Consider the following 18,966-nt stretch of genomic DNA (forward strand, 5'->3'; position numbering starts at 1 on the left):
GCGGATCAGCCCTGGACCTCGGTGTAGAGAGCCGCTGTCCGGGCCGCGACCGCGTCCCAGCCGAACTCGTCGAGTACGCGCCTGCGGCCGGCCGCTCCCATCGCGGTGGCCGTAGCGGAGTCGGCCACCAGGTGGGTGATCGCGGCCGCCAGATCCCGTTCGAAGGACTGCTCGTCGGCCGCGTCGTACGGGACCAGCGTGCCTGTGACGCCGTCGGCGACCACCTCCGGGATGCCGCCCATCGCACCGGCGACGACCGGGGTCCCGCACGCCATCGCCTCCAGGTTGACGATGCCCAGCGGCTCGTACACCGAGGGACAGCAGAACACTGCGGCACTGCTCAGGACCTGCCGGACGTCGTCCGGAGGGAGCATCTCGGGAACCAGGACGACGCCCGCGCGCTCGGCCGCCAGTTGCCGGACCTCGGCCGCGGCTTCCGGAGTATCGGCGGCCCCAGCCAGCAGGACAAATTGGACGTCCGGGTCGACGAGCCGGGCGGCCCGTAACAGGTGCGGCAAGCCTTTCTGCCTCGTGACCCGCCCGACGAACGCGACGTACGGCCGGGCCGGATCCACGCCGAGCCGCCGGAGGACGGCCGGATCGGGGTCCGGAAAGTACAGATCTGGGTCGACGCCGTTCCGGATGACCACGACGCGGGCAGGGTCCAACACCGGGTACTGCGCGAGCACGTCGGCCCGCATGGCCGCGCTGACCGCGATCACCGCGTCGGCGCTCTCGATCGCCGTGCGCTCGGCCCAGGACGAGAGCCGGTACCCACCGCCGAGTTGCTCGGCCTTCCACGGACGCAGCGGCTCCAGGGAATGGGCGGTAAGGACGTGCGGAACGTCGTGGAGCCGCGCGGCCCAGTGCCCGGCCATGTTCGTGTACCAGGTGTGCGAGTGAACGAGGCTCGCGCCGCCGAGCCCGCCGGCGATCGCCAGGTCTCCGGCGAGCACGTCGAGCGCCGGGTTTCCGCCGAGGTCGCCCAGGGCGTACGCGGCCGCGCCGGGGCGCGGTTCTCCCAGGCAATGCACGTCCACGGCGACGCCGCTGCGGCGCAGGTGCCGGACCAGGAACTCCACGTGAACACCGCCGCCGCCGTACACGAACGGTGGGTATTCCCGGGTCAGCATGCCCACTGGCATTATGTTCACGCCATGAGCATAATCGGCGGCGTGAGGACGTCAACGGCTGCCGATCTGCGCAGCGCCAACCTGTCCCGGGCTCTGCGGGCGGTCCACGAGGCTGACAGCCCGCTGACCCGTGCCGAGCTCGGTCGCCGGCTGGGGTGCGTTCGCGCCACGGTCGGCGCGCTGGTCTCCGATCTCGACGCTCTGGGACTCGTCCGGGAGCGCGCCGCCGAGACGACCGGTCGACGTGGCCGCCCGAGCGCGCGGCTCGGCCCGGCCGAGGAGGGCCCGGTCGTCGTCGCGCTGGAGATCACGACCCACGCCGCTCGCACCGCCACCATCCCGATCGGGGGCGCTCCCTGCGACGTGACCACCGAGGCGCTGCCCGGCCGCGAGGTGGACGCCGTGCTCGACACCGCCCGGTCCCTGCTCGCGCGCCGGCTGGACACGCTCACCGGCCGCCACGCCGGCGTCGGGGTGGCGATGCATGGCCTCGTCGACCGCCGCACCCGGCGGGTCCTCTCCGCGCCCGGACTCGGATGGGCCGACCTCGATCTCGACGTCCTCGACCGGCTCGGGCTGCCGGCCGACCGCCGCGCCCGCATCGACAACGTCGCAAACAGCTCGGCGCTGGCCGAGAGCGTCCGCGGCCGGGCCCGAGGGGTCGGCACGGTCCTGTACCTGCACGCCGCGGTCGGGTTGGGCGGGGCGCTGCTCGCCGACGGCCGTCTGGTCGCCGGGCGTCGCGGGTTGGCCGGTGAGTACGGTCACCTGCCGTTCGGTACGGGCGACCGGCTCTGCCGGTGCGGGAACCGGGGATGCTGGGAGACCTCGGTCGACCAGGTGGCCCTGGCCGAGGCCGCCGGCCGAGACGCCACGCCCTGGACGGCCGAGACGGTCGCGGGCGAGGTCCTCGCGGACGGCTCTCGGAGCGCGCGGGACGCGGTGGCTCGCACGGCGAGCGCGCTCGGCCGGGGCATCGGCGCGCTGGTCACGGCCGTCGACCCGGACCTGGTCCTGCTCGCCGGGCACGCCGCGACGCTCTTCGCCGCGGCGTCCGAACGGGTACACGAGGCCGCTGCCGCGGCCTGCCTGCCGCTCCACCGGTCTGACCTGCCGCCGATCGAGACCAGCACACTCGGGGACGACGCCGGGCTGGTCGGCGCAGCCGAGTCGGTCTACGCCGTCCTCCTCGACGACCCGGCCACGCTCATGACGCCCTGGACAGCCGCATGACCGGCTGGGAGGCGGAGCTGGACTTCGCCCGGACGTTCGCCACGCTCGCCGGTCAGGAGATCCGGCAGATCGTCGCGAACGGCTATCGCGTCGAGGCCAAGGCGGACCGCAGCCTGGTGACCACCGCCGATCGGCAGATCAACGACCGGTTCATCAGCGCGGTCCAGGAGCGATTTCCCGGCGACGGCGTACAGGGCGAGGAGGCCAGCCACGTCACCGGCGGCGACCGCACGTGGGTCATCGACCCGGTGGACGGCACCCAGCAGCTGATCCTCGGCATCCCGGTTTTCATGGTGTCGATCGCGCTGGTGCTCGACGGTCGGCCGGTGGTCGCCGTTGCTCACAACCCGTCGACGCGGGAGTCGTACTGGGCCGGCCACGGCGGCGGGGCCTACCGCGATGGCACCCCGCTGACGGTGTCCGCGCACGACGGCGTCACCGCGCCGACCACGGTCAGCGCCGCGGGCACAGTGGCGTCCCCGAGCGGTCTGAACGCGGACGGCCTGCTCCGGGTCACCACCGGCGCCGGCTTCGACTCCGAACCCCGCCGGTTCCCGTGGCCGAGCGTCTTCTCCGGCTGCAAGGTGGCCGAGGGAGCGTGGGACGCCGATCTCTACAGCGGCACCGCCGCGCACGACGTCGCCGCCGTTTGTCTACTGGTGCGAGAGGCCGGTGGGACGGTTACCGACCGCACCGGCGCCGACCAGCGGTACGACCGCCCGGTCAACGGTTGCCTGCTCTCCAACGGTGCGATTCACGAGGCATTGGCCGCGGAATGGAATCGCGTCTACGTTCCGCGGTGACCGAACTGTCGGTTCAGCCATCCACACAACGCCTCGGCGATCGGCCCGGGGAGATCCTCGGGCAGGAAATGCGAGCCGCGGCCCACATTGACCACGTCGAGGTTCTGGCCGTGGGCGCGGCACCACGCCACCTCGGCCGCGCCGACCACCGCGCCCGGTTCGCCGTGCAGCAGCAACTTCGGTGCTGACGACTCGGCGATCGTGCGCTGGTTCGTGCGGACCACCGCCGTCACGTCGGCGGGCTCGCCTTCGATCGGGATTTCACGTGGCCACTGCAGCAGCGGCCGACGGCTCGCCGCGTCCGGGTAAGGGGCGCGGTAGGCGTCCAACTCGTCGTCGGTGAGCCGACGCAGCACGCCGCTCGGCAGAACCGTCTCGACGAAGAAGTTCTCCTCCAGCACCAGCTGCTCGCCGACCCCGGGCGTCCGCAGCCGCCCGAACAGCTCGCGGCCGCCGGCGTCCAGGTCCGCCCAGCGCTCGATCGGATGCAGGTGGCCCTCGCAGAACGCCACGGCGACGATCTGGTCGGGGCGGGTCCGCAGCAGGTCCAGGGCGATGACCGCGCCCCAGTCGTGGCCGACCAGCGTCACGTCGTCCAGATCCAGCGCGTCGAGGAACGCGTTGACGTAGCGGAGGTGGTCCACCAGGCGGTAGCCGAGATCCGGTTTGCCGGATTGGCCCATACCGATCAGGTCGAGGGCCAGGCAGCGGTAGCCGGCGTCGGCGACCGGGCCGATGACGTCCCGCCAGAGGTACGACGAGGTCGGGTTGCCGTGCAGGAACAGGACCGGTGGCCCGGCGCCGTGTTCGGAGTAGTGGAGCCATGAGTCGAGGACCGGAAGCCTCACGTCCACCGACGGTAGCTTGTCCTCCGGTCAACGGCACGCTCAGCGCGGTGGTGATGATGCTGACGGTCGTGCGGACGTAGCGCTCGTTGTCCACCATGGCCAGCATGCTCACGGCCGGGTCCACCCGCGCGGTGAACCTGCCGTCGGCGTGGCCATCGACGACGGTGCCGGTCGGCGGCGTTCGCTAGCGTCCGAGGGCATGGACAGGATCGCCGTCATCGGCTGCGGTGGCGCCGGCAAAACCGTCCTCGCCCGCCGGCTCGGTGAAGCCCTCGGGCTCGAGGTCGCCCACCTCGACGCGCTCTACTACGACGACGGCTGGAACCCCACCCCGATGGAGAAGTTCGCCGACGTCCAGCGCGAACTCGTCGCCGCCGACCGCTGGCTCATCGAGGGCAACTACGCCTCCACCCTGCCGATCCGGCTCGAACGCGCCGACACCGTCGTCTTCCTCGACCTACCGGCCTGGACCTGCCTCTGGGGCGTCGCTCAGCGCCGCTGGCGCTACCGTGGCGGCCAGCACACCGACGGCGTCCACGACCGGGTCAGCTGGTCGTTCCTCAAGTACGTCCTCGGGTATCGGCGCAGCATGCGGCCCCGGGTCGCCGCTCTCCTGGCCGAGCACGGCGCGCACGCCACCTACCTGCAGCTCACGAGCCGACGCCGCGCCAACCAGTTCCTGGCCTCCCCCGTGCACGGTCGAATAGCAAGAAGGCCGGTTGCCTCCGAGGAGGAAACCGGCCTCTGACCTGCACTGGCTTGGTGGAGCTGAGGGGATTCGAACCCCTGACCCCCTCGATGCGAACGAGGTGCGCTACCGGACTGCGCTACAGCCCCGAGCCGGGATTTACCTTACCAGGCTCCCGGAGGTGGTTTCGCATGCCCACCTCCGGGCGCCCGCCGACTGGCGGCTGGCCGACGGGCGTTAGCCGTTGACGACGCGCGGGAGGGACGTGTCGGCGGTCCGCGTGCGGCGCCGGGCGACGGCGTCCCGGCGGACGGCGTCGCGTCGCGCCGCCGGCGAGGAACCGGCACCCGGCCGCGCGACCGGACGGACCGCCCAGGAGCCGTCGGCGGCCAAGTAGACCTCGCGTCCGGCAGCGGCCAGCACCCGAATCACGTCCCGTGCGGGCCGTTCACGCTCGGCACGCGGCAGCGCGAGCCAGCCTGCGGCCTGACGCACCGCCTCCGGCCCCAGCCACGCCTCGCGCTCGACCCCGGCCGGAGCCTGGCGCAGCGCACGCCGGACGAACGCCTCGGCCCGGTGCTGCCGGGCGCGGGCGACCAGCACCTGCGCGTGCCGCTCCTGGGCCTCCCGGCGCTGACGCTGGGCGGCGATCCGCCGCAGCCGCGCGAGCAGACCCACGGCCGCCAGCCCGGAGATCGCCGCACCGGCCCAGAACGCCGGCCCGGCGAAGAACCCGACGATCGCCTGGCCGGCCACCAGCAGCGCCAGCAGCAGGACGAGACGACGCCGACGAGCCCGCTGGAGTTCCGCGGCACGCCGCACCGCCGCCGCAGGCACCACGGTCGGCGACGACTGCGGAACCGGAGCGACGCTCACCGGCCGAGCAGCCGCCGACCGGTCAGCCGCCCGGTCAGCCGCCGACCGGTCAGCCACTGACCCGCCGGCCTGCCGGACGCCTGCCGACCCGCTCACCTGCCGAGCGGCCCCCGGCCCCCCGGCCTGCCGAGCAGCCACCGGCGAACTGACCGGCGCCGCGCTCACCGGGATCGCGCTGGCCGGCCGGTCGCCCACCGACGGACGACGAACCCGCACCCGGGCGCGCGGCCCGGCCGCGCCGTCCCGGATCACCTCACGGACCAGCGACGCGCGCACCGCGGTCAGGTCCCGGCCATCAGCAGAGATCCCCTGAACCGTCCGCACGGCGGCCGGAACGATCAGCGACGTCGGTGGCCGCACCGGCCCTCCGGACGGCACGGTCCGGCGCCGCCGCTCACGAGGGAGCACCCGCATCGACGAAGCACGAAGCTCCGCCTGACCCCGCAGTGCGGTGTCGTAGCGGTGGGCCAGGGCCGGCATCAGGATCAATACCCCGGCAGCAACGACCAGCGCGAGCAGGACAGACGACGGCATAGCCCCTCCCTCCCCAGTTCCGACTGAATTACACGCTCGTAGTTCGAGGCTACGAGGGGTAGTCCAGGACATTGCGGAACTCAATGGGCGTGTCTGCTTACCGACCTGAGCAACGTCGTAGGCGCTCGGCGGTCACGCCCCCTCACCGAACAGCCTTCAGGAGGAGGTCACCATCCCCATTTCAGGCTCCCGATCGGGACATTTGTCCCTCCAGACCGGGCCGCCACAGGGGTCTCAGAGGCCTTCGGAGCCTTAGCCGTGTGGCGCAGGATCCGAGGAGCGGGCCGCCCGCCACCGGGCAAGCAACCCGGCGGGCGCGACGTCCTCGACGGTCAGCGCGTATCCGACGTGGTCCCGCCAGCCACCGTCGATGTGCAGGTACCGGGGGTGGAAACCTTCCTGCCGGAAACCGAGCTTCTCCACCACCCGCCGGCTCGACGTGTTCTCCGGCCGGATGTTGACCTCGATCCGGTGCAGCGCGGCGTGCGCGAACGAGAAGTCGACCGCCATCGCCAGCGCGGTCGGGATGATGCCCCGCCCGGCGAGCCGACCGTCCACCCAGTAACCGGCGTACGCCGAGCAGAACGCACCCCGGACGATGTTGCCGAGCGTCAGCTGGCCGACCAACTGGTCCTCGTACGTGACCACGAACGGCATGATCTGGCCGAGCCGCACCCCGCGTCGCAGCGAGCGGTACAGCTCGTAGTAGTCGCTCACCCGGTGCCGGTCGGCCCAGGGACGCATCGACGTCGGCTCCCACTGGGCCAGCCATTCCTCGTTCGCCAGTCTGACGTCGGACCAGGCGCGGGCATCACGGATCCGGTGGGGGCGGAGGCCGACCGGGCCTTCCGCCAGGGTGGCCGGCCAGCCGGGCAATGCGGTCATCGGCGTCCTCGCGGCGGTAACTGGTGCCGGAAGCTTAATCCCTGTCTCGCCGATCCGTTCGTGCGAAGTTCACTCCGGACCTCCGTCCAGGAGGAGCGCCGGAAGCTCCGTCCCGGCCGGGACGTCGGACGCTGCCTCGGGCACCGCCAGCAACGCGTTGGCCGTCGCGTACCCGGTGAGAAATGCCTCACCGCCCGCCTGTGGCGTGGCACGGTACCCACCCTCCGCCGAACGATGCACCCGCGCCGGGCAGAACTCCCGCACGTCGGCCCGGGAACGGACCGGTGACGTCAGCGCGGCGCGCACCGCGGGCCGGTACACCGACGGGGCGCCGGCCAGCCGCCGCAGCATCGGGCGCAGCACCAGCTCGAAGCCGAGCAGCGCGCCCGCCGGATCGCCGGGCAGGCACAGCACCGGCATCCGGGACGGCCCCACCCGCCCGTAGCCGACGACGAGCCGCGGTTCCACCGGCAGCGTTTCGAAGTGGACGACATCGTCCAGCCCGAACAGACGACGCAGGACGTCGGTGTGGCCGCCGCCGGTGCCCCCGGTGGTCACCAGCAGGTCCGCGCGATGGGCGTGGTCCTCCACCAGCAGCCGGAGCGCCTCGTCCTCGTCCGGGACGATCCCGACCCGGTGGGCGTGCGCACCCGCCTCTCGAGCGGCTGCGGCCAGCCCCGGCGAGTCCACGTCGATCACCCGGCCCGGCACCGACCCGGAGAAGCCCGGCCGCGACGAATCGACCAGCTCGTCGCCGGTCGCCGCCACCAGCACCCGTGGCGGCGGCGACACCAGCACCGACTCGACGCCCGCGGACGCCAGCAACGCGATCGTCGCCGCGGTCACCCGGGTGCCGGCCGGCGCGAGCACCGCGCCTGCCGCCACCGCGCTGCCGCGCCGCCGGATGCCGTCGCCCGGCTGCGGTGTCCGCGCGATCCGGACGTTGGCCAGCCCGCCGTCGGTGGCCTCGCCGGGCACGACCGCGTCGGCACCCACCGGAACGGGCGTTCCGACGGTCACGGTGTAACTGGCACCGGCCGAAACGGTCGCCGGCTCCCAGGACGCCGCGGTCAGATCCCCGATCACGTGCAGCCTGACGTCCGCAGCGTGTTTGGACGGATCATCGGACCACTGCGCGTCGCCCAACGTGTCGTTCGATCGGACGGCGTAGCCGTCGACCGCGGCGACGTCGAACGCCGGGACGGGTCCCGGCGCGACGACGTCTTCGGCCAGCAGGACGCCGAGCGACTCCAGCAGCGCCATCGGCAGCGGCCGGAGCGGCTCCAGATCGCCCAGCGCCGCGTCCACGAACCGCTGGACCCCCACCCCCAGCAGTTCCGTGGTCATCCCCCCCGAGATGATCACGCCAGTGTGGTCTTCACGTAGTCGACCAGCCATTCCTTGAACGCGGGGCCGAGGTCGTCGTGGTCGACCCCGAGCTGGACGACGGCCTTGAGGTAGTCGCCCCGGTCGCCGGTGTCGTAGCGGCGGCCCTTGAACACGACGCCGTGCACCGGCGTGCCGTCGGCGAGCAGCGCGGCCATCGCGTCGGTCAGCTGGATCTCGCCACCGGCGCCGGGCTTCGTCTCACGAATGGCGTCGAAGATCTCGGCGGGCAGCACGTACCGGCCGATGATCGCGAGGTTGCTCGGCGCCTCGTCCGGGTCGGGCTTCTCGACCATGCTCGTCACGCGCACGATCTCACCCAGGTGGTCGCCGTCGCCGGACTCGCCGGTCTGCTCGACCGCGACGATGCCGTACCGCTTGATGTGCTCACGCGGCACCTCGAGCAGCGCGAGCACGATGCCACCGTGCCGGGCCTGGACGTCGATCATCGTCGGCAGGATCGGGTCACGGGCGTCGATCAGGTCGTCGCCGAGCATCACCGCGAACGGCTCGTTGCCGACGTGCGAGGCGCCGCAGAGCACAGCGTGGCCGAGGCCCTTCGGCTCGCCCTGCCTGCAGGTGTTGATCGCGGCCAGTTCGGACGACCGGCGCACGGCCTCGAGCTTCTTGGTGTCGCCCTTGGCCTCGAGCGACTTCTCCAGGTCGGGACGCCGGTCGAAGTGGTCGACCATCGCGCTCTTGCCCCGGCCGGTCACCAGGAGGACGTCGTCCAGGCCCGCAGCCGCCGACTCCTCGACGATGTACTCCAGCGCGGGTTTGTCGACGACCGGCAGCAGCTCCTTCGGCACCGCCTTTGTCGCCGGTAGGAAGCGAGTTCCCAACCCGGCGGCGGGGATGACGGCTTTACGCGTGGTGCGGGGCTTAGCAGCAGCGGAAGACTCGACCATGTCGGGAGACTAGCCAACAAACTCGGGCGCGTCTCCGCCGCCCACAGGTGTCGGCCGGGGTTAACCTCGCGACGATCTGCTGGTAACCAGGCGTGGAATTTCCCATCGATCGGGCGCAGGCGCAGCCCGCAGCACCCGTCCGGCCGTCCGTACGGCCCGGTGCGGCACCGATAGCTCGGTGGCCCGGTGCAGGAGCGCGTTCTCCAGCGCCACCGCGGCCTGCCCCGCGAACGACCGGACGGTCAGCAGGTCGCCGTCGTCAAAATCGTCGCCACCGAGCCGGTCGTAGAGCGCCAGCACACCGAGCAGGCGGCCGCCGGGCAGCGCGGGCGGGTGCGGCGGGCCGACGATCGGCACCGCGATGAACGTCCGGCAGTCGGGCTCGTCGGCGGAGAGCATTCCGTCCTCGACCCTCCCGTGGCGACCCTCGCTGGTCGCGGCGACCCCGCCGAGGAGTCCGTCACCGATCCGCACCCGCACGTCACCCGGACGGCCCCCGCGACCCAACGCGGCCCGCCCGACCAGCTCGGACTCGTCGGCCAGTAGCACGATCCCGCCGTCGGCGGCGGTGGTCGCCACGACGCTCTCCAGGACCACCTCGAGGATCCGGTCGACGTCGTTGGTGCTGGACATCGTGTCGCCAAGCAGCGCCAGCGTCCGGCGCAGCTGGTCGCGTCCGGCGGTCAGCGCGGCCACGTACGCCTGCATGCTGCGCGTCATCCGGTTGAACGTCGCGGCCAGCTGCCCGATCTCGTCCAGTGCCCGGACCGGAACCCGGGTCGCCAGGTCGCCGTCGGCCACGAGCTGGGCCGCGGTGGCGACCTCCTGCAACGGCTTGGTGAGCGTCCGCGCCAGCAGGTTCGCGACGACCAGCGCGGCACCGGCCGCAGTGAACACGACGAGGCTCAGCGCCCCGTAGAGCGCGGTCGCGTCCGGTGCCGGCGTGCTGAGCACCGTCCGCAGTGGTCGCCCGGGAGCCGGTTCCAGAACCCGCAGCCGGACCGTCGCGCTCCGCACGTCGGCCCGGTCGGGCTCGCCCGCGGTCGGCCCGTCGACCAGCGCCGTCACGTCGACGCCCGGCACCCGCACCAGCGCGTCGAGATCGCCCGCGGTCACCGGGAGCGCGGCCCGGACCCACCCGGCCGGGCGTCCGTTCGCGTCGTGCAGGTCGACGCCAGCCGCGACCATCGCGGGCCGGTCCCCCACGGTGTTGCCCGGCGCTACCTCGGGCGGCAGTCCTCGGGAGCAGTCGGCCCACCGCGCGCTCGCGGTCCCGGCACTACCGATCACGGCCCCGGACGCGTTCTCGACCCGCGCCGCCGCCGCCAACCCCCGCGCCACGACGAGCGCGGCCGCCGCGGCCGGGCGCTCACCCCTGGCGGTGGCCGCGGCGAGCGCCTCGGCCGCTGCGCGGGCCCGCTGGCAGACCGTGTTCAGCGCGGTGTCGACGACGGTGGCCGCGGCGCCCAGCCGCTCGGTGGCACGCTCCTCGGCCAGCCGGGTCGCGGTGACCCCCATGGCCACCGCGCCGAGCACCAACGGCCCCAGGACAACCGCGAGCAGCGCCGCGGCCAGTCGTCTGCGTAGGGTCATGGCTACCTCCCTGGTCCGTCCGCCCGGCCCGACGTGACCGCCGCCCGACAGGAGCCTCCGATGAGCGCGACGTACGCCTCCGCGAGCCCGGACGGGCCCGTGCGGTCGGCGAAGGCGTCCCTGCGCGCCGCGCGGCGTAGTGCTCGCGCGGCACGGTTCGGAAGCCTTTCCCCGGCCGAGGTGGCGGTCGAGAGCCGACGTCTGGTGGCCCACCTTCTCGCCGGTCTCAACGAGCGCGGGGTGTGGTCGGTGGCGGCATACCTGCCGGTCGGTTCGGAGCCGGGCGTCGTCCCCGGGCCGCCGACGCTGTCCGGTGCGCCGCGGGTCGGTCTGCCGGACGCGCTCCGCGAGGCGGGGATCGGCGTCCTGTTGCCGCTGATGCGACCGGACCGGGATCTCGACTGGGCGCCCTACGAGGGCCGGGAATCACTCGTGCGCGGTCCCCACGACCTGTGGGAACCCGACCCCGCCTCGACGCTGGGCGTGGACGCGGTGCGCTCGGCCGACGTCGTCGTGGTGCCCGCGCTGGCGGTCGGCCGGGACGGCTCGCGCCTCGGCCGCGGCGCCGGCTGTTACGACCGCGCGCTGGCCCGGGTGGCCCCGGCCACCCCGCTGGTCGCGCTGGTCTACGACGACGAGCTGCTCGACGCGGTGCCCACCGAGCCGCACGACCGACCGGTCACCGACGTGGTCACGCCGACCGGCGGATGGCTGCCGCTTTCGTCCCGTGGGCACCATCTGTGAGCAGATAGACAGTCTCGTTTCGCTGGCGCGCCGGGCCGGAATACCGCACACTTAGCACTCGTTCGATCTGAGTGCCAAACGAAGTTCACGCGGAGGAGGCGGCCGTGCCGACCTACCAGTACCAGTGCACGGCCTGCGGCCACCGGCTCGACGCGGTTCAGTCGTTCACCGACGCCCCGCTCACCGTCTGCCCGGACTGCGAGGGCTCGCTGCGCAAGCTGTTCTCGTCGGTGGGCGTCGTGTTCAAGGGCTCTGGCTTCTACCGCACCGACTCGCGGTCGGGCTCCACCAGCTCGGAGCCGGCGAAGACCTCGTCGTCGTCCGAGTCGAGCAAGCCGAAGACCGACAGCACGTCCTCGTCGAGCTCCTCTTCGAGCTCGTCGTCGTCGGGCTCCACGTCCAAGGCCGCGGTCTAACTTCTTTCTCGCACTAGCCGGTCCTTACCAGGTGAGGGCCGGCTAGTGGCGTTTCTCCACCGGGGACGCCGTCGTCCACAGCCGGGGCCGTAGCTTCGGCGAGGCGCCGACGGGAGCGCTTAGCCTCGCCGCGGGCGGCTCGGTCTCGGTGGAGGAGGGCACGTGCGGCGAGCGGAGCGGCTGGAGGCCCCGCGGGTCTGGCTGCCGCGCGGTGGCTGGCGTGGTGGGGTTCGTGCGGCGTGCGTGTGCGCGCTGGTGGTGACCGCAGCGGCCATCCTCACGTACAACCACAATTCGGACGCTAGACAGCAGGCGAATCCCGGCGCTCCGCCGTCCGCCGAGCCCGCACCAGCGGGCGGACCGGTGGCCGGCACGTCGCCGGGGGCCTCACCAGGCGTGGGCACGCCGCCGGGCGCGGTGCCGGGCGGGCCGCCGGGCGCGGTGCCGGGCGGGCCGCCAGGCGCGGGCACGTCACCAGGCGTGGGCGGGCCGCCGGGCGTGGGCGGGTCACCAGGCGTGGGCGGGTCACCAGGCGTGGGTGCGCCGCCGGGCACCACGCCGGGGGTGGGCGCGGCGCCGGGGGCGTCACCGTCGTCGGGGTGCGAGCCGTCCGGCGCGGCGCCACCCGCCGGGACCGTGGGGTTCCCGCTCCGGCTGGCCGACCCGGCCGTGCTCGCGGTCGTCCGGGCCGGCGAGCGGGTCGACGTCCTGGTCCGCGCGGGCGGTAACCGCGCGGACGTCGTCGCCGCCGATCTGCCCGTGCTGCGCAGCGTCGGCGCCGCCGGGGCGCCGGACGGCGTCCTGTACCTGGCCGCTTCCCCCGCGCAAGCCACCGCCCTGGCGGCGATCGGTCCGGACGCTCAGGTCTCCGTTACAGTGCGGGCGCCCAACTGACGGCTGCGATTCCGGATGCTTCGACGCGGTCCCGGCGAGGCACATAGCAGTGGGCGTCGTTCCCCCGGCACGGCGCCGACAGCCCCCTCCGTACGAGAAGCTAGAGGACAGCGCGATGCTCAAGGGATTCCGCGAATTCATCCGCCGCGGCAACGTGGTCGACCTCGCCGTCGGTGTCGTGATCGGTGCCGCCTTCACCGGTCTCGTCACCCAGTTCGGCAACTCGTTCCTCAAGCCGCTGATCCAGGTGCTCACCGGCGGCGAGAAGGTCGGCGGAAGGTTCGAGATCCGGGGGGCGATCTTCGACTACGGGGCGTTCATCACCGCGCTCATCGTGTTCGCGCTGACCGCCGCGGCGCTGTACTTCGTCGTGGTCGCGCCGATGAACCGGCTCAACGAACTGCGCCGCCGCGGCCAGGAGCCGGAGCCCGCGGCCCCGAGCGAGGAAGTGGTGCTGCTCACCGAGATCCGCGACGCGCTCCGCGACAAGGCCGGCCACCGCCGCTTCTGAGCGCGCGGCGTCGACCCGCGTGGAAGCGCTGCACACTTTGTGCCCCTCTGACGGCACAAAGTGTGCAGCGCTTCCCGCACTTTCCCTACAGCGGGCCGCTAGTCCCAGTGGGGTGGGCGGTTTTCTAGGAGTTCCAGGTCTCGCAGCTTCCGCGCGGCCGCGTCCCGCCAGTCGGAGTCGATGTCGTCAGCGGTCTGGTCGGGAAGCACAACGATGTCGGTGTCGTCGATCATCGGGACCTCGCGCTCGTCGTCCGACGCCATGCTCGTCGTTCCCCTCTCTTGCATGATCCGGCCCGCGCGCCGCGGTCGCGGCATCGATGTGGCCGCCGACCACCCTACGCGGCTCGCGGCGGAGCCGGTTCCCGCTCAGGGCACCAGTTTCTGGGCATAACGAGCCTCCCGCCGGATCGTCTCCGGCCGCCATCGCATGGCTGTTGTTTCGCCGTTACGCCAAAGTTCAACCTGGTCGGTGTAGTGGTCGGAGAACGGGTGACCGGACTGGCCAGTCAGGTTCACCCACCGTGATCGATCGAGGTCGGCCAGGTCCACGACCATCCGCATCGACGGCACCCACACCACCTCGTAGCCCTCGGACGGGGTCCACCCGGTCGCGTCGACCAGGCTGCTCCCACCGGCCACCGGATACGGCCCCCGGTTGAACATCGCCTCCACCATGCCGACGCCCGACTCCCCCAGCGACTGGTTCCGGATCGTGAGCGTGTGCAGGTCGCCCCACCGCCACTCGGAGGGGTCGTCGCCGAGCCGCTCGGTCAGCTCGTCCGCCGCGTCCCGCAGCGCGGCGCGCACGATGTCGTCCCGCTGCTCGACAGTGCTCGTACTCTTCTCGTCCCACCAGGGGGAATCCGAGTTCCGCAGGAGCGCGGTCACGACCTCGAACCAGCGGCTCCCGCCGTCCGGCGGAGCGTCGTCCGGCAGCTCGTCGAACGTCCGCAGCAGCAGGTGCCGCCAGACCGCGTTGAAGTACGCCGCGGCCGCCGAACTCTCCGACTGGTGGAAGTCCCACTCGGCCAGCAGGTCACGAGCCGCGCGCACCCGCGGCGGGACCCCTCCGACGAAGTCGACGCCGGTCAGCACCGGCACCAGCTCGGGTGCGAGCCCGCTCCAGGTGTCGATCTGGATCGCGCTCATGTCCTCGACGCCGACCTTGCCGGTGCTGAACTTCGCCTGCAGCAGCGCGTCGATGCGCGCGCTGCGGTAGCCGTAGTCCCAGTCGTACCCGAGCATCGGTCCCGCGCCCTCGCGCACCGGCGCTTGGTTCGCCGTGACGATGTACCCGGACGGCGGGTTGTACGCGTACGGCATCTGCGCGAACGGCACCGCACCCACCCAGTCGTAGCTGGGGTTCCAGCCGGGCGCCGGGAAGAGGCCGTCTCCGCTGCCCCGGATCGGGATCGTGCCCGGCGCCTGATAACCGATGTTGCCGTCGACGTCGGCGTAGATCATGTTCTGCGCCGGTACGGCGAACTGCGTGGCGGCGGCGCGGAAATCATCGAACGTGGCCGCGCGGTTCAGCGCGAACATCGCGTCCATCGTGCGGCTGGGCTGCAGCGCCGTCCAGCTCAGCGCGACCGCGTACGCCGGATCGGCCGGGCGGGCCTGCTGGGTGGGGATGCCGCCCTCGTCGACGCCCGGTTTCGCGCCGACCTCGCGCAGGTCGGCGTCCTGGTCGGACAGCAGCGGGCCGTGGATCGTGCTGCGCACGGTCAGCGTGACGTCGTCCCCGCCGGCGACCTTGATCCGCTCGGTGCGGCGGACCAGCGGCACCTGCTCGCCGTCACGCTCGTAGGTGTTGCCCTGCACGCGCTCCAGGAACAGGTCAGCGACGTCCGGCCCCAGGTTCGTGAAGCCCCAGGCGACCTTCGCGTTGTGGCCGATCACCACCCCCGGCACACCGGAGAAGCTGAAACCGCTCACGTCGAACGGGCAGGCCGCGCTCCGCTTCGTGCAGTGCAGGCCGACCTGGTACCAGATCGACGGCATAACCGGCCCGAGGTGCGGGTCGTTGGCCAGCAGCGGCTTCCCGGTCGTCGTCCGGCTGCCGCCGACCACCCAGGAGTTCGACCCGATGCCCTCGCCGCTCGTCCCCAGCAGCTCGGGTAGCCGGTCGAGGCCGGCGCCGAGCGTGTCGAGCCGACCGCCCAGCTCGGTGAGCGCGGTGCGGACCGCGGCCTGGTCCGCGGTCTCGGTGCCGCCTCCACTGCCCCGTGCGGTGCGGCCCTCCGTGCTCGACGCCGACCGGCTCCCGCTCGGCGGCACGGTGGCGGTGGGCCGGAACGTGCCGTCCACGACCGCACCGGACGTGAGGATCGGCGGGTGCTCGTCGTACGGGTACTGCGGGTAGAGCTGGTTGATCCGCTCCCAGTCGAACCCGGCGGCGAGGAGCCGCGCCCGGTCCAGCTCCTCGCTCATGTTGCTGCGCAGGTCCCACGCCATCGCCTTCAACCACGACAGGCTGTCGACCGGCGTCCACGGCTCGATCTCGTAGCCGGAGTTCTGCAGCTTCAGCACCGCGTACTCGAGGCCCGCGGAGTTGCCCGAATGCTCGTCGATCCACGCGTTGACGCCGTCGGCGTACGACTGGAGCCAGCGACGGGTGTCGGCGGAGAGCAGCGGCAGTTCCTCCTCGGCGACGCGTCGCCAGCCCATCGTCCGGATGTACCGGTCGGTCTCCACCTGCGAGGGCCCGAACAACTCGGCGAGGCGGCCGGACGTGATGTGGCGGCGGAAGTCCATCTCCCAGAAACGGTCGACCGCGTGCAGGTATCCCTCGGCCCGGAACAGGTCGTCGGCGTTGTCCGCGTAGACCTGCGGGATGCCCTGGGCGTCGCGATAGACCTGGACCGACGAGTCGAGGCCGGGCACCCGCACGGTGCCTGTGTAGTCGGGCAGCGACGCACGGATCGTGAAGAACACGGTGGTCCCTACGACGCAGGCCAGGACGACCAGGACGACGAGGAGGGACAGACCGATTCGGCGCACAATCCGTACGGCGTTCACAGTCGGCGACCTTAGGGCCTCCGACCGACAGCGTCTCCGGCGCGACCGCCACCTGGTGATAACTCGGTGGCCTGTGGATGACCGCAGACGGCTCGCCACCCGTGGTTAGCCTGGAAGTTACTCAGGAGCTCAGCGCCGACAGTGTCGCCGGCGCGCGCCCGGCACCTCGCCCGGTGCGCTCGCGGAGAGGGGTGGCTCATGTTGGACGCCGACCGGCTCGCCCGGGCCCGTCGTACCCGGATCAACGCCGAACGTCGCCGTCGCGGCGAGCGGATCTGGCCGGAAACGTTCGCCGACCGGCTGACCAGCCCGCTGCCCGGGCCCCGTGAGCAGTGGCAACTGTTCCGGCACGGCCGGCCACCGGTCGATCGCACCGACGTTGTGCGCATCCCGGTCGACCGGTCCGGGCTGCTTCGGGCCACCGGTCAGGAGCAGACCGTCGTCACCTGGGTCGGGCACGCCACGTTCGTCCTGCAGATCGGGGGGCTCACCGTGCTCACCGACCCGATCTGGTCGGACGCGATGCCCGGCGTGACCCGCCGGCTGACTCCGCCCGGCATCGCCTGGGCCGAGCTGCCGCCGATCGACGCGGTGGTGATCAGCCACAACCACTACGACCACCTGGACGCTCCGACGATCCGCCGGTTGCCGCGCGACACCCCGGTGTTCGTCCCGGCCGCACTCGGCGAGTGGTTCGAGCGCCGTGGGTTCACCCAGGTCACCGAGTTCGACTGGTGGGAGTCCACGACGCTGGCCGGGGTCAGCTTCGACTTCGTGCCCGCGCACCACTGGAGCAGGCGGTCGCTCACCGACACCTGCAAGACGCTCTGGGGCGGGTGGGTGATGACCGACGACAGCGGCCGGCGCGTCTACTTCGCCGGCGACACCGGCTACGGGCACTGGTTCGGCGAGATCGGTCGCCGGTACCCGGGCATCGACGTGGCGCTGCTGCCGATCGGGGCGTACCACCCGCGCTGGTTCATGCAGCCGGTGCACCTCGACCCGGAGGAGGCGGTCCGGGCCTGCGGCGACCTCGGCGCGAGCCGGATGGCGACGATGCACTGGGGCACGTTCGTGCTCACCAGCGAGCCGCTCACCGAACCGCGCGAGCGGGCACAGCGCGCGTGGGCCGCGGCGGGCCGCCCCCGCGACGATCTCTGGGACCTCGCGGTCGGCGAATCCCGTCCCCTCCCCCACTGACCCCGCCCCGGCGGTCGCGCCGCCGGAAAGCTACTCCTCGGGCGTCAGAGCCGCGCCGCCGAGTTGGACGTATCCCTCCAGGTGAATACGCAGCATCCGGCGCGCCTGCAGGAGCACCTCCTCGTCCCCGTGCGGATCGCGGCTGAACGCGAACTTGATCAGCGCATCGGCGACCTTCGTCGTGGTCAGCAGCGCGAGCCGCAACGCAGCCGTGTCGAGGACACCGAACCGCGCGTGCAGCAGGCTCGCGACCCGCCCGGCCACGACCGAGTCGTTGTCCTGCGTCGGGTCCAGCAGGTGCGTGTCGACGATGTCGCCGAACCGCACCGCCCGGAACCCCGGGTGGTGCCTGCACAGGTCGACGTAGATGTCGAAGGCCGCGTCGACGGTGTCGTACCAGTGCTCGAAGTGCGCCTCGACCACGGCGGCGTCCAGCCGCTCCGCGAACACCGCCAGGTTCCGTGCCGACAGCGCCTTGACGGCAGCGCGCTTGTCCGCGAAGAACTGGTAGAACGACCCCGGCGACACCCGCGCCCTCCGCGCGATGAGGCTCGTCGTCGTGGCCTCGTAGCCGCGCTCGGCCACCAGCTCACCGGCCGCGTCGAGGATCCGTTCGACCCGCAGACGGCTGCGCTGCTGGCTGGGCAGCCGGCGGAGCGGCTCCGCTGCGGAGTGCTCCGTGAGCCAGACGTCGGGCGCCGACTGGCCCTCCCGAGTTCCGTCACGACCCGGGCCGTTGCCGGGTCCACGTCTCGTCCCCGGGCGGGCACCCGCGCGGGCTCCGAGTGGCCGTGACGGCTTTCCGGGGATCTGCGACGTCTGTCGGACTGTGGTCACGGATCGAGTATCTCCTGGGAAGTCGCTTCGGAGGTGCATGGCCGGTCTTAGGCTGTCCACCGGCCCGATCCGGACCCCTGCGACGACAACTGGAGGCGCCGGATGGAACGGCCCGGCAACTCGGCCGACGATTCGCCTGGTCACGCGGGTATTTCCGACGCGCAGGGGGGCGCCGACGACGCGGCGACACTCCCGCGAGAGGTGACGCGAACCGCCGGGGAAGAGCCGCCGACGCCAACTCCACGGCAACGCCCGAGCACGGCGCGCCGCGATCTCGGCGCGCCGGAGCCGCCCACCCAGCCGATCGAACCGGGCACCCGCCCGATTCCTCCGGACGCCGCTGCCCGCCCCGCCCGGGCCGCCTCGCGCCCGGACTCCACGAACGGCCCGACCACGCCCGGCCCGGCCGGTCCGGTGCCGTCGGAGGCACCCACGCGACCGCTGCCTGCCGCGCGGC

The 18,966-nt window shown here is 72.6% G+C and carries 18 protein-coding genes and 1 tRNA gene; 8 read left to right on the forward strand and 11 right to left on the reverse strand.

What is annotated here, in order from left to right; all coding sequences use genetic code 11:
* Positions 1-5 precede the first annotated feature (5 nt).
* The gene (gene glgA / locus BUB75_RS34790) at positions 6-1,145 is read right to left on the reverse strand and encodes a glycogen synthase (RefSeq protein ID WP_073263361.1); all 1,140 of its coding nucleotides are present in this window, start codon (positions 1,143-1,145) and stop codon (positions 6-8) included.
* A gap of 30 nt (positions 1,146-1,175) precedes the next feature.
* Here glgA and BUB75_RS34795 point away from each other — a divergent pair, with 30 nt between their 5' ends.
* Both BUB75_RS34795 and BUB75_RS34800 read left to right on the forward strand, forming a co-directional pair.
* Positions 1,176-2,366 carry an ROK family transcriptional regulator gene (locus BUB75_RS34795; RefSeq protein ID WP_073263363.1) on the forward strand — a complete coding sequence of 397 codons (1,191 nt, stop codon included), beginning with the start codon at positions 1,176-1,178 and terminating at the stop codon, positions 2,364-2,366.
* Positions 2,363-3,169, forward strand: a complete 807-nt coding sequence (locus BUB75_RS34800; protein WP_073263365.1) for an inositol monophosphatase family protein — start codon at positions 2,363-2,365, stop codon at positions 3,167-3,169. Before BUB75_RS34795 ends, BUB75_RS34800 begins: the two co-directional genes overlap by 4 nt.
* On the opposite strand, the gene BUB75_RS34805 is transcribed toward BUB75_RS34800, so the two are convergent.
* Positions 3,154-4,017 carry a haloalkane dehalogenase gene (locus tag BUB75_RS34805; RefSeq protein ID WP_218617956.1) on the reverse strand — a complete coding sequence of 288 codons (864 nt, stop codon included), beginning with the start codon at positions 4,015-4,017 and terminating at the stop codon, positions 3,154-3,156. The genes BUB75_RS34800 and BUB75_RS34805 overlap by 16 nt on opposite strands.
* Before the next feature lie 199 nt (positions 4,018-4,216).
* Between BUB75_RS34805 and BUB75_RS34810 the strand changes: the two genes are divergently transcribed.
* The gene (locus tag BUB75_RS34810) at positions 4,217-4,765 is read left to right on the forward strand and encodes a P-loop NTPase family protein (protein ID WP_073263474.1); all 549 of its coding nucleotides are present in this window, start codon (positions 4,217-4,219) and stop codon (positions 4,763-4,765) included.
* 12 nt (positions 4,766-4,777) lie between these two features.
* On the opposite strand, the gene BUB75_RS34815 is transcribed toward BUB75_RS34810, so the two are convergent.
* From BUB75_RS34815 to BUB75_RS34840, 6 genes are all read right to left on the reverse strand, one after another.
* Positions 4,778-4,854: transfer RNA gene (locus BUB75_RS34815), tRNA-Ala, on the reverse strand.
* A gap of 88 nt (positions 4,855-4,942) precedes the next feature.
* On the reverse strand, positions 4,943-6,115 hold the full coding sequence (locus tag BUB75_RS34820; RefSeq protein WP_073263369.1) for a hypothetical protein: 1,173 nt from the start codon (positions 6,113-6,115) through the stop codon (positions 4,943-4,945).
* Positions 6,116-6,367: 252 nt separating this feature from the next.
* Positions 6,368-7,000 (reverse strand): GNAT family N-acetyltransferase, encoded by a 633-nt coding sequence (locus BUB75_RS34825; protein WP_073263371.1) that lies wholly within the window; start codon positions 6,998-7,000, stop codon positions 6,368-6,370.
* A gap of 69 nt (positions 7,001-7,069) precedes the next feature.
* Positions 7,070-8,347, reverse strand: a complete 1,278-nt coding sequence (locus tag BUB75_RS34830) for a molybdopterin molybdotransferase MoeA (RefSeq protein WP_073263476.1) — start codon at positions 8,345-8,347, stop codon at positions 7,070-7,072.
* Between the two features lie 14 nt (positions 8,348-8,361).
* On the reverse strand, positions 8,362-9,294 hold the full coding sequence (locus tag BUB75_RS34835) for a UTP--glucose-1-phosphate uridylyltransferase (protein ID WP_073263373.1): 933 nt from the start codon (positions 9,292-9,294) through the stop codon (positions 8,362-8,364).
* A 60-nt stretch (positions 9,295-9,354) separates the two neighbouring features.
* Complete coding sequence (locus tag BUB75_RS34840; RefSeq protein WP_073263375.1) at positions 9,355-10,887, reverse strand: HAMP domain-containing protein; 1,533 nt, start codon at positions 10,885-10,887, stop codon at positions 9,355-9,357.
* Between the two features lie 60 nt (positions 10,888-10,947).
* Between BUB75_RS34840 and BUB75_RS34845 the strand changes: the two genes are divergently transcribed.
* The 4 genes from BUB75_RS34845 to mscL all read left to right on the forward strand — a co-directional run bounded on the left by BUB75_RS34845 (position 10,948) and on the right by mscL (position 13,452).
* Complete coding sequence (locus tag BUB75_RS34845) at positions 10,948-11,631, forward strand: 5-formyltetrahydrofolate cyclo-ligase (protein ID WP_073263377.1); 684 nt, start codon at positions 10,948-10,950, stop codon at positions 11,629-11,631.
* Positions 11,632-11,735: 104 nt separating this feature from the next.
* On the forward strand, positions 11,736-12,047 hold the full coding sequence (locus tag BUB75_RS34850; protein ID WP_073263379.1) for an FmdB family zinc ribbon protein: 312 nt from the start codon (positions 11,736-11,738) through the stop codon (positions 12,045-12,047).
* A 162-nt stretch (positions 12,048-12,209) separates the two neighbouring features.
* A complete protein-coding gene (locus BUB75_RS45735) occupies positions 12,210-12,941 on the forward strand; it encodes a hypothetical protein (protein ID WP_143175612.1) in 732 nt (243 codons plus the stop codon).
* Positions 12,942-13,056: 115 nt separating this feature from the next.
* Entirely contained in the window at positions 13,057-13,452 is a 396-nt protein-coding gene (mscL, locus tag BUB75_RS34860; protein WP_073263383.1) for a large conductance mechanosensitive channel protein MscL, read from the forward strand.
* Positions 13,453-13,550: 98 nt separating this feature from the next.
* Here mscL and BUB75_RS46685 read toward each other — a convergent pair whose 3' ends face one another.
* Together BUB75_RS46685 and BUB75_RS34865 are read right to left on the reverse strand one after the other, a co-directional pair.
* On the reverse strand, positions 13,551-13,715 hold the full coding sequence (locus BUB75_RS46685; protein ID WP_178380060.1) for a hypothetical protein: 165 nt from the start codon (positions 13,713-13,715) through the stop codon (positions 13,551-13,553).
* 105 nt (positions 13,716-13,820) lie between these two features.
* Positions 13,821-16,472 (reverse strand): penicillin acylase family protein, encoded by a 2,652-nt coding sequence (locus BUB75_RS34865; RefSeq protein WP_073263385.1) that lies wholly within the window; start codon positions 16,470-16,472, stop codon positions 13,821-13,823.
* A gap of 198 nt (positions 16,473-16,670) precedes the next feature.
* Here BUB75_RS34865 and BUB75_RS34870 point away from each other — a divergent pair, with 198 nt between their 5' ends.
* The gene (locus BUB75_RS34870; protein ID WP_084742091.1) at positions 16,671-17,672 is read left to right on the forward strand and encodes an MBL fold metallo-hydrolase; all 1,002 of its coding nucleotides are present in this window, start codon (positions 16,671-16,673) and stop codon (positions 17,670-17,672) included.
* 30 nt (positions 17,673-17,702) lie between these two features.
* Here BUB75_RS34870 and BUB75_RS34875 read toward each other — a convergent pair whose 3' ends face one another.
* Positions 17,703-18,509, reverse strand: a complete 807-nt coding sequence (locus BUB75_RS34875) for a TetR/AcrR family transcriptional regulator (RefSeq protein ID WP_218617959.1) — start codon at positions 18,507-18,509, stop codon at positions 17,703-17,705.
* Between the last annotated feature and the right edge of the window lie 457 nt (positions 18,510-18,966).

Source organism: Cryptosporangium aurantiacum (assembly GCF_900143005.1).
In the GTDB taxonomy this organism is placed as follows: Bacteria; Actinomycetota; Actinomycetes; order Mycobacteriales; family Cryptosporangiaceae; genus Cryptosporangium; species Cryptosporangium aurantiacum.

Bases quoted from the DNA above. Each gene is read 5' to 3' on its own strand.
- BUB75_RS34845 (WP_073263377.1), top strand. From the start codon at position 10,948: ATGAGCGCGACGTACGCCTCCGCGAGCCCGGACGGGCCCGTGCGGTCG.
- BUB75_RS34810 (WP_073263474.1), top strand. From the start codon at position 4,217: ATGGACAGGATCGCCGTCATCGGCTGCGGTGGCGCCGGCAAAACCGTC.
- BUB75_RS34840 (WP_073263375.1), bottom strand. From the start codon at position 10,887: ATGACCCTACGCAGACGACTGGCCGCGGCGCTGCTCGCGGTTGTCCTG.
- BUB75_RS34800 (WP_073263365.1), top strand. From the start codon at position 2,363: ATGACCGGCTGGGAGGCGGAGCTGGACTTCGCCCGGACGTTCGCCACG.
- glgA (WP_073263361.1), bottom strand. From the start codon at position 1,145: ATGCCAGTGGGCATGCTGACCCGGGAATACCCACCGTTCGTGTACGGC.
- BUB75_RS46685 (WP_178380060.1), bottom strand. From the start codon at position 13,715: ATGGCGTCGGACGACGAGCGCGAGGTCCCGATGATCGACGACACCGAC.
- BUB75_RS34825 (WP_073263371.1), bottom strand. From the start codon at position 7,000: ATGACCGCATTGCCCGGCTGGCCGGCCACCCTGGCGGAAGGCCCGGTC.
- BUB75_RS34835 (WP_073263373.1), bottom strand. From the start codon at position 9,294: ATGGTCGAGTCTTCCGCTGCTGCTAAGCCCCGCACCACGCGTAAAGCC.
- BUB75_RS34830 (WP_073263476.1), bottom strand. From the start codon at position 8,347: ATGACCACGGAACTGCTGGGGGTGGGGGTCCAGCGGTTCGTGGACGCG.
- BUB75_RS34820 (WP_073263369.1), bottom strand. From the start codon at position 6,115: ATGCCGTCGTCTGTCCTGCTCGCGCTGGTCGTTGCTGCCGGGGTATTG.
- BUB75_RS34870 (WP_084742091.1), top strand. From the start codon at position 16,671: ATGTTGGACGCCGACCGGCTCGCCCGGGCCCGTCGTACCCGGATCAAC.
- mscL (WP_073263383.1), top strand. From the start codon at position 13,057: ATGCTCAAGGGATTCCGCGAATTCATCCGCCGCGGCAACGTGGTCGAC.